Source organism: uncultured Chloroflexus sp., assembly GCF_938091255.1.
In the GTDB taxonomy this organism is placed as follows: domain Bacteria; phylum Chloroflexota; class Chloroflexia; order Chloroflexales; family Chloroflexaceae; genus Chloroflexus.
Genome location: NZ_CALLJH010000062.1, coordinates 19,838 through 36,920 on the forward strand (window position 1 = coordinate 19,838; position 17,083 = coordinate 36,920).

Annotated in this window: 8 protein-coding genes; 4 read left to right on the forward strand and 4 right to left on the reverse strand. The window is 58.7% G+C overall.

The genetic code is table 11. From position 1 onward, the window contains the following. Positions 1–20 precede the first annotated feature (20 nt). Positions 21–626 carry a CvpA family protein gene (locus Q1A00_RS17300; RefSeq protein WP_299758097.1) on the reverse strand — a complete coding sequence of 202 codons (606 nt, stop codon included), beginning with the start codon at positions 624–626 and terminating at the stop codon, positions 21–23. A 476-nt stretch (positions 627–1,102) separates the two neighbouring features. Between Q1A00_RS17300 and gap the strand changes: the two genes are divergently transcribed. Beyond that, on the forward strand, positions 1,103–2,128 hold the full coding sequence (gene gap, locus Q1A00_RS17305; protein ID WP_298405728.1) for a type I glyceraldehyde-3-phosphate dehydrogenase: 1,026 nt from the start codon (positions 1,103–1,105) through the stop codon (positions 2,126–2,128). Between the two features lie 42 nt (positions 2,129–2,170). Here the strand turns inward: gap and Q1A00_RS17310 are convergent, their stop codons facing one another. Beyond that, on the reverse strand, positions 2,171–5,776 hold the full coding sequence (locus tag Q1A00_RS17310; protein WP_299758101.1) for a hypothetical protein: 3,606 nt from the start codon (positions 5,774–5,776) through the stop codon (positions 2,171–2,173). 782 nt (positions 5,777–6,558) lie between these two features. Here Q1A00_RS17310 and Q1A00_RS17315 point away from each other — a divergent pair. Together Q1A00_RS17315 and odhB are read left to right on the forward strand one after the other, a co-directional pair. Continuing rightward, entirely contained in the window at positions 6,559–9,384 is a 2,826-nt protein-coding gene (locus Q1A00_RS17315) for a 2-oxoglutarate dehydrogenase E1 component (RefSeq protein WP_298405725.1), read from the forward strand. 314 nt (positions 9,385–9,698) lie between these two features. Continuing rightward, positions 9,699–11,024 (forward strand): 2-oxoglutarate dehydrogenase complex dihydrolipoyllysine-residue succinyltransferase, encoded by a 1,326-nt coding sequence (gene odhB / locus Q1A00_RS17320; protein WP_298405723.1) that lies wholly within the window; start codon positions 9,699–9,701, stop codon positions 11,022–11,024. 455 nt (positions 11,025–11,479) lie between these two features. Here the strand turns inward: odhB and acnA are convergent, their stop codons facing one another. Beyond that, positions 11,480–14,221: an aconitate hydratase AcnA gene (acnA, locus tag Q1A00_RS17325; protein WP_298482947.1), complete on the reverse strand. Its 2,742-nt coding sequence runs from the start codon at positions 14,219–14,221 to the stop codon at positions 11,480–11,482. A gap of 461 nt (positions 14,222–14,682) precedes the next feature. Between acnA and Q1A00_RS17330 the strand changes: the two genes are divergently transcribed. Then, positions 14,683–16,818, forward strand: a complete 2,136-nt coding sequence (locus Q1A00_RS17330; protein WP_299758107.1) for a DUF6345 domain-containing protein — start codon at positions 14,683–14,685, stop codon at positions 16,816–16,818. A gap of 25 nt (positions 16,819–16,843) precedes the next feature. Here Q1A00_RS17330 and Q1A00_RS17335 read toward each other — a convergent pair. Then, a partial coding sequence (locus tag Q1A00_RS17335) for a GH32 C-terminal domain-containing protein (protein ID WP_299758110.1) occupies positions 16,844–17,083 on the reverse strand: 240 nt, incomplete at its 5' end.

Sequence of the window (17,083 nt, forward strand, 5' to 3'; positions counted from 1 at the left end):
CAGCGCGGCAGACCACCCAATTATCGCCGCCGTTCGATCGCGCGATTGATCTGTTCGAGCACTCGCGAATGTGCCTCTTGAACCGAACGAGGCGCATCAGCGCGTAGCTGACGCTCAGTGTGAAATTGGTGAATGCTGCGCAGCACGAGCATAACTCCGCCGAGTACCGTCAGTACCAGCATCCCCCACGGCAAAAACAGGATCACCATTGGTGTCAAGATAGCTGTTTCAATCCGTTCAGCGATCGCAACTTCCGACCACGCAATTCCAGCGTAACGCACCAGATACGTAATAACGAGTGCCGCATTGACAATCCCGAGTATTGCACCGATCAGACGATGCGACCACTCGTAGGCATTTTCCAGCCCCATCTCGATAATGATGTCAATGTTATAGCCAACAATCAACGCCAGCAGGAGTAAACTGTTCAGCGCGAGAAAGAGTGGCCAGCCGCCGGCAAATCCGATCCGCGCCAGTAGATTCACGACCCCGTCACGCCAGAGATCTACTAACACGGTGCCGATAAGTGTGCCGCCCAAGGCAAACCCGCTCGGCCATGCGCCACGGCGCAATCCGATAACGGTGAAAAGGATGAGGATTGCTAGCGCACCCGCATCGACAATCATGCTACCGCTCCTTGTTGATGAAATACTAGATTACTACATATTGTAGCACAACGGTCAAACAAGTGAGCCACTGAAGAGGTACGATGATATGGTGTGAGGTCGTTGTTTATTGAACCCTATTGCTGCATGGAGTGTCTGCTCAGGTGGGACGATCGCGATACGGGCACCTGACTCTCAATCATATCGCACCAGAGACATCATCGACATTTGAAATACGTGCTCTTTCTTGTGGCATCGCCAGCAAAGACCATTCTCCGGCGAGCACCACTATCAGAGCGCACAACCTTTCGGCATCCTCCTACGTTACGGTAGGCGATTGAGTAGGCATTTCTTCACCTGACGGGCAAGAATTCGGTATGCGAGCCGCTGCGCAAAGATGCTATAATGACCGCGTTAGACAATGGTTGTCTGCCGTAACAATGCTGCTTGCGGTGTAGGTGCCGAAGCGCAATTGTTTGAGTGCTAAGGAGGCTTACATGGTTCGCGTCGCTATCAACGGTTTCGGCCGGATCGGGCGCCAGAGCTTCAAGGCGATGCTTGAGTATTACCCCGAAGAGTTTGAGATTGTCGCGATTAATGACCTCACCGACGCCAAGACGCTGGCGCATCTCTTGCGGTACGATTCAACCTACGGCGCCTTCGATGGCGAGGTGACAGTGACCGAGAAGGCGATTGTGGTTGAGCAGGATGATGTGCGCTACGAGTTGCTGACGCTCGCCGAGCGTGATCCGGCGGCGTTGCCGTGGAAGGATCTAGGGGTCGATATCGTGATCGAGTCGACCGGGCGCTTTACCGATGCCGAGAAGGCCAAGGCTCACCTCGCCGCCGGCGCCAAGAAGGTGATCATTACGGCCCCAGCAAAAGGCGAGGACATCACAATCTGTTTGGGTGTCAATGACGCGAAGTATGATCATGAGAAGCACCACATCATCTCGAACGCCTCCTGCACGACCAACTGCCTTGCTCCGGTGGCAAAGGTGCTCAACGATCGCTTCGGCATCGAGCGTGGCTTGATGACGACGATCCACTCGTATACGATGGATCAAAACTTGCAGGATAACGTCCACAAGGATCTACGCCGGGCACGGGCAGCAGCGATCAATATGGTTCCCACCACCACTGGCGCCGCCAAAGCCGTAGCGTTGGTCATTCCTGAGCTGAAGGGCAAGTTCCACGGCTATGCGGTGCGTGTGCCGACACCGACCGTCTCGATGGTCGATTTCTCGGTCTTGCTTAGCACCAAGACCTCGGTTGAAGAGATTAACCAAGCCTTCATCGAGGCAAGCGAGAGCGAGGAGCTGGAGGGCATCCTCGGCGTCAGCCACGATGAGTTGGTCAGCACCGACTTTATCGGCACCACCTACAGCAGCGTGGTTGACCTGCCACTGACGATGAGCATGGGTGATGATTTCTTCAAGATCGTCGCGTGGTACGACAACGAGTGGGGGTATTCGGTGCGCGTCGCCGATCTGACGGCGTTGGTGGCCGATCGGTTTGAATAATTCGGACGGGCGATGGGGCAGGGGCGGGTTTGTTTCCCGCCCCTACCGCCACTGTTGCAACCGCGCTGCCCAATCGCGCCCTGCCCGGCGCAATTGCTCTTGTTGTCGTTCTAACACAACGTAGGCCAGCAACATCAGCAACCCCAATAATCCCAACAGCAGCCACTGATTGAGCAGGCGCGCCGCATTGGCCGCTAGCCACAGTACACTTAACACAAAACTGGCAACTCCACCCACAAACGGCACCCGTAAGCGGGCGAGCGCACCGTAGGTAGCAACCAGAAGCGATTCACCGCCAACCCAGAGAATATAGCCGATATTGTCCGGCGATCCGGCGGCTTGGAAGAAGGTTGCGCCGAGCAATACCACCACGCCGCTGGTATCGATCAAACGGGCTAGTTGATCTTGGCGTTGGAAGTGTCGGATGCCATTCGCAAGAGCCAATAGATAAATCCCGACAGGGATCACATAGAACTGCATCTCACGCAGATCCCAGACGAAGAATTGACCGAGACTGGCGGCAACAAAAGCCGCACCGGCCAGATAGGCATATTCGCTGCGCCGCTCACGCACCGTCACCGTGACGAAGCCAACGCCAGCATTGATCAGCGCCACGACCAGCGCGCGTAGTTCGCCGGCGGCAATCACCACCGCAATTATTGTTACGACCAACGGCAACTGGAAAGTTGCGTACTGCCAGATGGCGCCAAGCGCCAGCCGGCGTATGACCCAACCGGCAACTATCACCGGTACGAGGGCCAACGCCAACCACGCCGCTTGCCATGGCACGGTGAGGCCGGTCTGCGCCAGCCAGCCGGCGATGCTGCCGATCAAGGTCGCAATGCTGAGCTTTGCGCCGATCTCGCTCTGCTCAACCGTTGCAATGAGACCAATGACGAGCGCGTAGATCACCAACGGCCAAGCAAGGCTGCTCAAACTACCGTTAAAGAGCATTACGAGCGCGATCAATCCGGTCAAACCGCCAATCCCATAACTATCCGTTCCTAGCGTGCGCCAGACCGCTTGCGATCCCCAGCGGCGCTCGCCTGCCCCGATCAACCCAAAGATGGTCGCGGTCACCAACAGCGTCCATCCAATCACCAGAGCATGATGCGGGAAGCGCCAATTGGCAACGCCGCCAATCGTCACCACCAACTCAACCAAGGCGAGACTCACGATCCGCCAGCGCCGGTAGGCTGCCGCACCCACCGCGAGAATCAGCGTTGCGCCGCCGGCAGCTAATGGCAGATTAGCGTCAGACTCCGGCGTCACAATGGCCATCAAGAGCGCCGGCAAAGGCAACCCTAGCGCCGTCGCCAAGGCCAACTGCGCATACGGACGGTCAAATCGCGGCCAGCGGCGCAGGATCAGCGCCATCAACCCAGCGCCAGCGCTGAGCGGCAACGCCAGCACCGCCAGCGCATCCAACCCGCCTTCCCAGCGTAGAAACTCGCCGGCCACCGCCAGCAACCATGCCCAAGCGAGCATGAACGCCGCCGGATAGCCAAGCTGCCAGCGTTGCCAAATAAAACTCAACGCTAGCCACACCGCACTCGCAATGAGCGCGACGCTCAGAGCGGCCAGACTCGGATCGAAAAGCGCGCCGATCAGTAACAACGTGCTGCTGCCACCGAGCACCCCGCCCCAAAAGAGCGCCGGTAACGTCCAGTAACCAAACGTACCGCGCCGAAACAGACTGCCGCCAATGCCATAGATGCTCGCCACCACCGTACCGGTAAGGAGGTAGTGGTCAAACGTGACAAGCCACCCTGCTCGTTCGATCACACTTGCCACCACGCCCAACACTGCTGTCAGGCTAGCGAGCGCCCAAAAGTTATCGCGCTCGCGGAACGCATTCCAGCCATAGAGCGCAGCCGCCAATGCCAACGCCGGTATGCGCAAAGCCGGATCAAGCCATGCTGTGACGAGCGCGCCCAACGCGATCAACGCCGCCCCAAGCCAGCGTAACACCGGCGGGGCATAGCTGACGCGGCTCGTGAACTGTGCAGTGTGCAAGCTAAATCCAATACAGCCAATCACGAGCGTGATCAACCCACGGTGCGCCCCTGTCTCGACAAACGAGGCTGCCCACACATTCAACAACAGGATGGTCAGACCTAAACCAATGCTGCCGGCCAGCGCGCGGTTGGGTTGCAACACCGCCAGCCGCCCGCGTTCGAGCAGCCCTATCACCAACCCACCACTCAGCAGCAGCAACGGATAGCTCTGACCGATAGCCGTTCGATCGGGCGCACTCACCAGCACAACCACCAGCAACAATGGCGCGATGGCCAACAATGGCGTCGCATACGCCTGCGCCCACCGCTCAACCAGCGCCGCCATTCCCACATACCCCAACAAGAGGGCGGCAAAGCTCAGATTAACCCAACGCATGCCAAAATCGGGCAGAGCCACCCCGATCAAGGCCGCTACCGGCAAGGTCAGTGCCATCGCCCACATCCACTGCGGTTGCCGTTCGAGCCATGCCGCAACCGCGCTAAACGCGCTACCCACGCCGAACGCGATCATCGCCGGCAAGGCAGACGTAGCGATTGGATCGGCCAAAAAGAGACTCAGGCTGACTAGGAGCGATAGCGGCGGCCCGGCCCATTGGACAATACGCGGCCCCAATGCGAGTGGAGCCGCGCTGCTGCGGGCCAACCAGCGGGCAACCAACAGCGCAATAAACCACAACCCAAACGCCCAAACCGGTTGCCAGCGAACGGTAACCTCCCACTGCCAAAACGCGCTGCCCAACGCGCCAACCGCGGCAGCACTAGCCGCCACGCTGTAGAACACGCGACGCGTGGCATACGCACCGCCGATGTACAGCAGTATGCTCAGGCTACTCACCGCCAGCAACGCGGTATTGGTATTGAGATCGAGCAAGCCAGGCCGGGTGAACGAGAAGACAACGATCGGCACCAACAGCGCCGCCACCGAACTGAGATTGCGCCCGGCGGCGGCAAAACCTTCCCGCTGCTCAACCCAGCGCCCTAATCCCCACAACCCACCGGTCAAGACGGCCAATATCCCCACTTGGACGATGGGAAGGAAGCTGTTCCAGTTAAAGATCACCAACACCAAACTGGAAATAACCACCAAAAACGCGCCGATCACCAACAACATCCGGCGCGTACCGAGCGAGAGCAACGCAGCAAACATCGCCGGAATCCGATCAGCGCGCGATGGTTGGGGAGGGAGCGGCGGGGACGGCGGAACACTGAACGGCACAACCGATTCGGCGGTAACCGGCGGTGACGGAGCCATACTTGACGGCGCAACTGCCGGTTCGATCGCTGTCGGCATCATACTCGGCGGCACGATCGACGGGCTTGAAACCGGTGTAACCGGTTGTTCAACCTCAGACACTGGCGGCGGCTCAGGTTGGTTTGGAGCTGGCGGCGCAGCGGAAACATCTGCCGGCGCAGTGGTACCCTGTTTTTGTAACAGCAAGAGCACCTGTTCGGCGGTAGCGGCATCAATTTGTTTCGTTTGCAGCCAAAAACGCACCAAATTAGCGAATTGAACCTCCGGTTTGATCTTAAAACTTGTCGCCATCAATCCCATGCCAAATCCTATGCCCCATGCGGTGAGCAGCATTGGTAGCAGGCAACATAAGACCAGCAAGAGCAGACTGTTTTCCATCTAGCACTCCGGGCCTGACAACCGGTACGATAAGCCCATCATAGCACGCAGAAAACGCTGAAACGGTAACATTTTTGCAAAATTCTTGGACGAGCGGATGAGTGCGCACAGCCCCTCCCCTCGCCGTCCCCCGCTGGGGGAGGGAGGCACACCCCGACGCACAGTGCCTGCCGGCAGGGTACGGGGCGCGTAGCCTTCTGTCACTGCGAGGGCGCGCAGCGCCCGAAGCAGTCTCCCGCTTCTGCGGAATGCATGCCTGAAGTAGATGGCTCCCGCTCTTGGGGGAGATTGCTGCACCATGCTCTGCGCGGCTCGCAATGACATGGGGGGACGGGGGAATCTTCCCTAGAACCGGTGAGCATCACCCCTAGCCGGTAATGATATTAAGTGAATATCATCAATATATCGAGTAATACACAAGCAAGCGAGGCGAGGATGCAGGAAGAGCGAGTTACGTCTGTTTCAAAACCAGCAACCCGGTTTGAGATATCCTACCGGCTAGCGCAATTTTTGGCCGTTCTGATCACAATTAGCGCGATGTTGGGCATAGCAGCGGCCTGTAACGCAATCACCGGCCTATAGGATCTCGTACTTCTCGAACCTGCTTGAAAACGATGCGGCATGATGCCGCATCGTCTTTTTTGCCTTGAAACGCTATGCAGCCGGCGTGGTACAATAAGGAACAGGAACGTAGCACATGGTGCTGTGCAACCACTATTATTTGTGATTTTAATAACAAATAACTGACCACCAACCATCTGCAACCAAGGAGCGGGCGAGGCATGAACGAATGGAACGGCTTTTACGGCCCCAACGCCGGCTATCTGATCGAGTTGTACGAGCGCTATTGCGCCGATCCCAATTCGGTCGATGAGGCAACACGAGCCTTTTTTGCCCAATGGACACCACCCGGCGAAAGCGCAGTCTCCACCGGTGAGGCCGGCCAACCACCGCTCGACGTAACGCGCATCGTCGGCGCGGCACGCTTGATCCGGTATATTCGCGAACTCGGCCACCTCGCGGCCCGGATCGATCCGCTAGGCAGCGACCCACCCGGCGACCCCGGCCTTGAGCTGGCTACTCACGGCGTAACGCAGGCCGATCTGGCGGCGCTGCCGGCCCATATTGTACGCGGGCCAATTGCAGCACAGGTGCGCAATGCTGCTGAAGGCGTCGAACGGTTACGGCAAGTCTATTCCGGCTCGATCGGGTATGAGACCGATCAGATTCAAGATTACCGCGAGCGGGCGTGGATCCGCGAAGCCGCTGAGGATCGCCGCTTCTTTGGCGGGCTCGATGCCGAGCGCCAGCGTGAATTGCTCGACCGCCTCACCGAAGTTGAGACCTTCGAGCGGTTTCTCCACAAGACCTTCCCCGGCCAAAAGCGGTTTTCGATCGAGGGGTGCGATATGCTGATCCCGATGATCGATGCGATTATCCGCAATGCAGCGGTGTCTGGGACGAAAGAGATTGTGATCGGGATGGCCCACCGTGGCCGGCTCAATGTGCTCGCCCACATCCTTGGCAAACCTTATTCGATGATCTTGACCGAGTTTCACTCACCCGACTATACCAAAGATACGTATGACGGCTGGACGGGCGATGTGAAGTACCATCTCGGCGCACGTAAGGCCTACCGCGAGAGCGGCATCGCCGAGATGCCGATTACGTTGGTACCCAACCCCAGCCACCTTGAGTTTATCAATCCGGTTGTTGAAGGCCGCGCGCGCGCCGCCCAAGAGCGCCGCCACCGGCCCGGCTTCCCCGAAGAAGATGAGAAGGAGTCATTGGCGATCTTGATCCACGGCGATGCTGCCTTCCCCGGCCAAGGGATTGTCGCCGAGACGCTCAACCTCTCGCGCTTAAAGGGTTATCACATTGGCGGTACGATCCATATTATTATCAACAACCAGATCGGCTTTACGACCGACAGCAACGACTCGCGTTCGACGCTGTACGCCAGTGATTTGGCCCGTGGTCTCGAAATACCGGTGGTGCATGTCAATGCCGATGATGTCGAAGCTTGCGTCGCCGCTGCCCGCATGGCCTCGGCCTACCGCGAGAAGTTCCAGAAGGATTTCTTGATCGACCTTGTTGGCTACCGGCGGTGGGGGCATAACGAAGGCGATGAGCCGGAGTTTACCCAGCCCAAGATGTACGAGCGGATCCGCAATCACCCGACGGTGCGCGAGATTTGGGCACGCGAGCTTGAGCGACGCGGGATTATTACGCGCGAAGAGGCCCAAGCACGGGTTGATGCAGTGATGAATAAGTTGCAGCAGGCTTTCGAGAAGGTACGTGAGCGACAGCGTTTGGCGGCATCGTTGCCACCCGCTCCGCCGCCTGCGCCCCCACCGCTGCCACGCCGCCCACCGATCTTTGCCCGTCCGGTTTCAGCCAAGACGTTGCTCGAACTCAACGAGGCGCTGCTTGACCGGCCTGAAGGCTTTACTGTTCACCCTAAGCTGGAGCGAACTCTGCAACGCCGTCGACAAGCGATCTACGAAGAGAACGGGATCGACTGGGGACACGCTGAAGCACTAGCGTTTGCCAGCATTCTCGCCGATGGCACTCCCATCCGGCTGACCGGCCAAGACAGCGAGCGCGGTACGTTCAGTCATCGCCACGCGGTGCTGCACGATGTGGTGACCGGTGAGCGCTTCATTCCGCTCCACGCAATTCCGCAAGCACGCGCCTCGTTTGCCGTCTATAATAGCCCGCTCTCGGAAGCGGCAGTGCTGGGGTTTGAGTATGGTTACAGTTCCCACGCACCCGACACGCTGGTGCTGTGGGAGGCGCAGTTTGGCGATTTTGCCAACGGCGCGCAGGTGATTATTGACCAGTTTATTGTCAGCGGCCATGCCAAGTGGGGCCAGAACCCTTCATTAGTGATGTTGTTGCCGCACGGCTACGAGGGTCAAGGCCCCGAACATTCGAGTGCCCGGCTTGAGCGGTTTTTACAACTAGCCGCCAACGATAACATTCGCATCGCCAATTGTACAACTGCGGCACAATACTTCCACCTGCTGCGCTATCAAGCCGCTTCGCTCTACGCTGATCCCAAGCCGCTGATTGTCATGACCCCCAAGAGCTTGCTGCGCCACCCGCGCAGCAGCTCATCATTGCGTGACTTGACCGACAATCGCTTCCAACCAATATTGGGATTGGGAGCTGAAGCGCCGGAGCCTGAAGGCGTAACGCGCCTGATCCTATGTTCGGGCAAGGTCGCTATCGATCTGATTTCCAGCGCCGAATGGGAGAAGACCGGCGGTAGAGCTGATCTGCTGCGGCTGGAGCTGCTCTATCCCTTCCCGGCGGAAGAGTTGCGCGCGGCGCTGCAACGCTACCCCAACCTGCACGAGGTGGTTTGGCTGCAAGAAGAGCCGCAGAATATGGGAGCGTGGACGTTTGTCTGGCCGCGGTTGCAGCAGTTGTTGCCGGCGGGCGTGAAGTTGCGCTACGTGGGTCGGGCCGAGTCGGCCAGCCCCGCTGAGGGTCTGCATAGCATTCACGTGCGCGAGCAGGCTCGCATCCTGCGCGAAGCGGTGGCTGATCTGCCGGAAACGCCTACACCAGCGGTGACCGGGGGAGAGTCGCTAGCGCGGTAGGAGATGTAGCGCAGAGGGAGCCGAGCATCAAGGCAGGATGGCGGAAACGACCGAACGAGAACGATGGCGGCGGACTGTCCCAATGTGTCATTGCGAGGGTATTGCACGCCCGCAGCAATCGACCGCATCAGCAGAACGTATGCCTGAGTAGGTACCGCTCCCCGTGGAGGAGATTGCTTCACCGCCTCTGGCGGCTCGCAATGACATACATGGAGTAGAGGCGAAGCCTCGCAGCAATCGCTCGAACAAACATCATGACAGTGTGGGATCACTCCATCCTAGTTCACAATAGATAAGTAGAGGTAGGTTACGGCATGGCATACGAAATCCGAGTACCGTCGCTCGGTGAGTCGATTGTCGAGGCGACGGTAGCGCGCTGGTTAAAGCGCGAAGGGGAAGCAGTCGCTACCGGCGAGCCGGTGGTCGAACTGGAAACCGATAAGGTTAATCTGGAAGTGGCTGCTGATCAGAGCGGGGTACTGGCAAGCATTGCCTGCCCCGAAGGCACAACTGTAGCGATCGGCGATCTGCTTGGAACAATCGAGGCTGGTGCACTGCCAAAGGAGCCACCGGCAGCAACAGCGCCGGTGGCCGCTCCCGCGCCGGCAGTAGCGGCAACGCCAGTAACTGAGGTGATGGCGACGCCGGTCGCACAGAAAGTGGCCGCCGAGCACGCGATTGATTTGCGCACGGTGCCGGGCAGCGGCCCCGGCGGAAGGGTGACGAAGGAGGATGTGCTGCGTTTGGTGTCGAGCGCCGGGCCGAGCGAGTCTACGGCGAAGGCTGACGAAGCGCGCGTACAGGTCACCCATCCCGCTCCAACTGTGATCGAGACCGCGCCGCCGCGGCCCACTCCCCCGCCAGCGCCGGCGACTCCGCCGCCACCTCCGCCACGGCCCGCCCCCGCGCCTCCTGCGCCGGTCATCTCGACTAATGGCGACCGACGCGAAGAGCGACAACGGCTCAGCCGTCGCCGCCAGACCATCGCCCGCCGCTTGGTCGAGGCGCAACACACTGCCGCAATGCTCACTACCTTTAACGAGATCGACATGAGCGCGGTGATGGCGTTGCGCGCCCGCCATAAAGACTCGTTCAAAGAGCGGCATGGCGTTGGTCTTGGCTTTATGTCGTTCTTCACCAAGGCAGTAGTTGGCGCACTCAAAGCCTTCCCGATCGTCAACGCCGAGATTCAGGGCGACGAGGTTGTGATCAAGTACTACTACGACATCGGTATCGCGGTTGGCGTCGATGAAGGGTTAGTGGTACCAGTTGTACGCGACGCCGATCGTAAGACTTTTGCTCAGATCGAACGCGAAATCGCCCAACTCGCCAAGAAGGCGCGCGAGGGTACACTGAGCCTTGCCGAGTTGCAAGGGGGCACATTTACGATCACCAATGGCGGTGTCTACGGATCATTAATGAGCACGCCAATCCTCAATGCGCCGCAGGTCGGCATTCTCGGCATGCACAAGATCGAAGAGCGGCCAGTCGTCGTTGGCGGGCAGATTGTCATTCGCCCAATGATGTACGTTGCCCTCAGCTACGACCATCGCCTGATCGATGGCAGCACCGCAGTGCGCTTCCTTGTGAAGGTGAAGGAGTTGATCGAGGATCCAGAGGCGTTGCTGCTAGAGGGGTAAGGCGTTAGCGGGGGGATGTTGTTTTACCGCAGCGGGCGCAGGGGACGCAGAGGATGATCACCATCCCACATCCCTCTGCGCCTTTGCTCGCTTGACAGCATTGGCATCGGCCTTCACCCCCTCTCCCACCTGACGGCGGGAAAGGGGAAGCTGCGGGTTTTCGCGACAGGCACTAGTTGAGCGAAACATAGTAGCGCCCCTCTCCGGCACCAGTGGGAGAGGGGCTAGGGGTGAGGGTTCACCCCTCCCATAGCGGGTTCAAGGGCAGGGATAGGGGCTGCATGATCCTTACCGCAGCGGGCGCAGGGGACGCAGAGGATGATCACCATCCCACATCCCTCTGCGCCCGCTGCGCTCCTTTGCGCCTTTGCGTTCTACCCTCTGCACCTTAACTCCCTTTGCGGCTTCGCATTGCACCTCAACCGTTGGGGGTAAGGCACCCCTGTGCGGCGAGATTAGCCTTGGCGATCTTCAGCCAGTAGTTGGCGCAACACATACTGCAAGATACCGCCATGGCGATAATACTCGACCTCTTGCGGGGTATCAATCCGAGCACGGGTCTGGAACTCGCGCACTGTGCCATCGGCAGCAGTGACGCGCACGGTGAGGATTCGGCCATTGGCGAAGCCGCTGGCAATCGCATCAGCCAAACCGATCACATCGTAGACCTCGTGGCCAGTCAAGCCAAGGCTGGCTGCGCTCTCGCCGGGCATAAACTGGAGCGGCACGATCCCCATCCCGACCAGATTCGAGCGATGGATGCGCTCGAAGCTCTCGGCGATCACCGCCTTGACCCCCTGCAAGTAAGGGCCTTTCGCAGCCCAATCGCGCGACGAGCCGTTACCGTACTCTTTACCAGCAATCACGATCAGCGGTGTCCCATCGGCCTGATAGCGCATCGCTGCGTCGTAGATGGTCATCACCTCGCCGGTAGGCAGGTAGGTGGTAAAGCCGCCCTCGGTGCCCGGTGCCAACTTATTGCGCAGGCGAATGTTAGCGAAGGTGCCACGCACCATCACCTCGTGATTGCCGCGACGGGCACCATAGCTGTTGAAATCAGCCGGAGCAACGCCATGCTCAATCAGATACTTGCCGGCAGGCGAGTTAATCTTGATGCTGCCGGCAGGGCTGATATGGTCGGTGGTGATGCTATCACCGAGCAACGCCAACACCCGCGCGCCGTGAATCTCGGCCACTCGCGCAGGCGGGTTCGGACTCATCTGATCGAAGTAAGGCGGTCGCCGGACATAGGTGCTGGCAGGATCCCACGCGAAGCGATCGCCGGCCGGCACCGGAATGTTTTCCCAGCGCTCATCACCGACAAAGACGCTAGCATACGAGCGGCGATACATCTCGGACTGGACCGCCGTCTCGATCGTCTGCTGTACTTCAGCCTGCGACGGCCAAATATCACGCAGATAGACCGGCTGGCCATCCTTACCAATCCCCAACGGTTCTTTATCCAGATCAATATCGATCCGACCAGCAATAGCGTAAGCAACAACCAACGGCGGTGACATCAGATAATTGGCCTTTACATCTTGTTGCACCCGCCCCTCGAAGTTACGATTGCCAGAAAGCACTGAAACGGCCACTAAACCCGACTGATCGATCGTCTGACTGATTTCCGGCGCCAGCGGGCCAGAGTTGCCGATGCAGGTCGTGCAGCCATACCCGACCACGTGGAAACGTAACGCTTCGAGATAGGGCAATAGGCCAGCGTTCGCAAGATACTCGGTCACCACCTTTGAGCCGGGGGCGAGCGAGGTCTTGACCCATGGCTTGACGGTCAAACCAGCTTCGACTGCTTTCTTGGCCAACAGACCGGCAGCCACCATCACCGACGGGTTGGAGGTGTTGGTGCAGGAGGTAATAGCGGCGATCACGACCGAACCATGGTGCAGCTTATAGCCAGCGCCGGGAACCTCGACCGCAGTAGCGGCGAAATCAGCCGCCGAGAGCGCGGTATCGGGCTGGGCCGGATTGATAATCGCCGGCACAGCCATGTGGAAGGTGCGGTTGACCTCGGTCAGCGACACCCGACCTTCGGGACGTTTGGGGCCAGCCACGCTCGGCTCAACGGTGTTCAGATCCAGCTCAAGCACGGTCGAATACGCGGCTTCGGGGGTATGCTCATCGTGGAAGAGGCCCTGCTCTTTGAAGTATGCCTCAACCAGCGCCACCCGCTCTTCGCTGCGGCCAGAGAAACGCAGATAACGCAGCGTCTCATCGTCAACCGGGAAGATACCGCAGGTTGCGCCGTATTCGGGGGCCATATTGGCGATGGTGGCACGATCGGCCAGCGGCAGATTGGCCAAACCGGGGCCAAAGAACTCGACAAACTTGCCGACCACCCCCAACTTGCGCAACATCTGGGTAACAGTCAGCACCAGATCGGTTGCCGTCGCCCCCTCGCGCAGACGACCGGTCAGCTTAAAGCCCACCACCTGCGGGATCAGCATCGAGAGCGGCTGGCCGAGCATCGCTGCCTCGGCTTCAATGCCACCGACACCCCAACCCAACACACCGAGACCATTGATCATCGTAGTGTGCGAGTCGGTACCGACCAGCGTATCGGGATAGGCTTGCACTGGCCCGCTCGCGCGCGGATTCTCGTCGCTAGTAAAGACCACGCGGGCCAGATACTCAAGGTTGACCTGATGCACAATCCCGTTGCCGGGAGGCACGACTTTGAAATTATCGAACGCAGTCTGGCCCCAGCGCAAGAACGCATACCGCTCGACATTGCGCTGGAACTCAAGGTCTTTGTTGATCAGCAGCGCCGCCTCCGAGCCATAGGCATCGACTTGCACCGAGTGGTCGATCACCAATTCAACCGGCTGCAACGGATTGATCCGGCGCGGATCGCCGCCCAACTCGGCCATAGCATCGCGCATCGCCGCCAGATCGACCACGCACGGCACGCCGGTAAAGTCTTGCAGAATGACGCGGGCCGGCATAAAGGCTACTTCGCGGTCGGGTTCGGCTTGGGGCTGCCAATTGGCTAGGGCCAGAATATCATCGGCAGTGACGGTGCGGCCATCTTCGTGGCGGAGTAGATTTTCGAGCAGGATACGCAGCGAGTAGGGCAAGCGGGCGAGGTTGACGCCGTGGTTGGCGAGGGCGTCAAGGCGGTAGATTTCATAGGTGCGGCCGCCGACCGTCAAGGTCGAGCGAGCGCCGAAACTGTTGGCCATCGTTCATCTCCTTCGGCTGACCTCTGTAACGGAAGGCCATTCCATGTTGTGGTAGAGCGATTATAGCACGAACTGTCACAATGTTGTGATTTGCCGCACAAACCGTGCAAAAGGTTGATAGACCACTGAAATTATACCAAATTCACCCGTAGGGCACGAGAATTGTCCCCCGCGCAGCACACAGCATTATGTCGCGTTAACCTAGATAAGACGCATTACTGTCGTATGAGTGCATGACATTCGCACCGCGCTGCGATTGCTACCGGACAAAATGATGGTGCGTTTGATCCGCACAGTGAGCGGAAGACGCACGCTTGCATCACAATCCGGTACCAATGGGTGATTATTTCTGTTGGGATCTTCGTTTAAGATCATGAGAACCTGAAACGCGCCATTACACATCCTCTCTCTTCGCATATCGCTTCAGGTCACGGATCCGCGTATATCGAGGAGGGATCACGATGAACATGGTCGTTCGCACGCGTGGATGGTTGGCGCTGTTCGTTATCGGAATGCTGTGGGTTGCACTATGGCCACCCACACCAACCCCAGCTCAGGGGCCAAACCGGCTACCAGTCTTTCAGTTAACCAAAATTGCTGTTAGCGACGATACTACTCAATTGTTAGGCGGCACACTTGAGGGCATCGGACGTGCAGCCCAAACCGGGCAAGACGAGTTTCGCGGCAAGAACCGCTTTTTCCGATTGAACGAGCAAAACCGCACCGTGCTGACCCAATACGAAGCATCGGGCGGTTTCTTTGCGTATGACCTTGATGATCTCGGACGCGAAACACCTGCTGGTACCATCAACGACGAAACAGCCAAGCGATTAGCCTGCCAATTCCTCGTCAACAACAACTTCGTTGGACGCGACGGTATACTGGCGAGCAACGGCCAGAGTAATTATCCGGTGCGGCTACCGGTGACCCCGGGACAATGCGATGCAACGAAAGACTTTGGCCGTGTCTCACTGATCCGCGCTGCCCAAGTCGCAGCCAACGACCCCACTTTAGGTCAAGTAAGCCAGTCGATCGTCGGAGTCGTGGTCGAAGTGCCGTTTGGTTTTGTCAACAACCAACAGTTTATCCCCATCGGTGGTGCGGGCGGCCACATCTCGTTGCTCTTCACCACCACCGACACAACCACACCGCAAAATGGCAGCACCTCACTTGACAGCGGCGTCCCCGGACTAGCCGCCGTAGCAATGCCTTTCTTTGGACGTACCCTTGAGTTTCGTGGTACGGTACCGGTGCGCGACCTAAACCAAGTGCGCAGCGAGGTTGAATCACTCATCCGGGCAACGTATCCCGACGCAGCCAACCTGAATGTGCCGGTGCCGGTGTTAACGTACATGGTTGACGATGCTTCGTTCGAGCAAACTATCATCGAGCCGGAAGCCGTCTTCGATAATATTACGGTCACACTGCCAAGTGGCGAGGTGATAGTGCTACGCTCGTTCTCAACCCCGTTGGCTGTAGGTGGATCGGGAGGGTTTGGACCAACTGTCACCATCACTGCGCCGGCCAACGGCAGCTCCTTCCCCACCACCGGCGCAATCAACCTCACCGGAACCATTACCGACGGCACCGCGCCCTACACCTATCAATGGCTCCTCGGCGACGGAACCCCGCTCAGCAGCCCGACCACACTCAATGCACCCGGCTCGGTCAGTCGTTCGGTCACCTTACCGGCTGCGGTGCGTGAAACGACCCCAGATGCGGTAACCATCATCTTACGCGCAACCGATGCAAATGGAGTACAGCGGGAAGCAAGCATCAGCATCACACCGGATTACCGCTTTGTGTACGTACCAACCATCATCCGTAGCGGGAGCAGTCCGGCGGCGTTACCAGACATCGAGCTGAACCAATCGTCCAGCTACACGTTTGGTGTCGAAGGCAACTGGGACTACCAGCCCTACGGGCCGGGTGGTTCTGACTTACCGGGAGTAATCCCGGATGTTAACGGCTTTCACAGTGGCATGAGCGATTACGGCTACACCTCGCGCTTCTTCTGGGCGAATGCGAGCGCTTGGGAACGCGACTGGCGCGATGTGAGTTTGGGCGGGATTGACAGCACAAGTGGCGTCGATCGGGCGGCCTTCGTCTACTATGCTGGCCATGGCGGCGCCGGCAGCATCGTGATGACCTCGAACCAAGACAGCACATGGTTCGATGCCACTAAGGCGCGCTATCAAAATCTGCGCTGGGTTGGGTTTGCTTCGTGCCAGACACTGCGGGTGCAAGGCTACACGGTGGGCAACGAACCGATCCGTAGGTGGTTCAACGCCTTCCAAGGCGCGCACATGCTGCTCGGTTTCAACAGCAACATGAAAGATGTCGCCTTTGGCGGCAATTTGGTAGCAAACATGCGCATGCCATCATTTCTAGGCATCGACTTGCCATGGGCACAGTTGACCATCGCACAGGCCTGGGTCAAGACGGCGTTTGATATGAACGCCGGCAAGCCAGCGTACATCTATGCCCGCAGCAGCTCGGTCAATCCGTTGAACGACAAACTACCCAAACCGGGCACAGCAATGCCGCCGCGACCATTGCCGGTCATATCATACCATTGGGTGTGGTGGGAGTTTTAGGATTGGCGGGCGTGGCGCAGGCGCGTCACGCCCAAATATTGGCCATCTCCCACGCACGCATCGCCACTACCTCAACAGAACCACCTTCAGCTTGCAAGGCGATACCAACACTATCAAGTCGAGTGGGGTAGATACGACTGGTGATCGAGCGACGTTCGTTCGCAAAGACCTCGATCAGCGAGCCATCGAGGAAAATGCGTAGATATAGTGGTTCATCGCGCGATAATGGCACATAAGTACGGTGTGCATCACGCCAAACATCCCT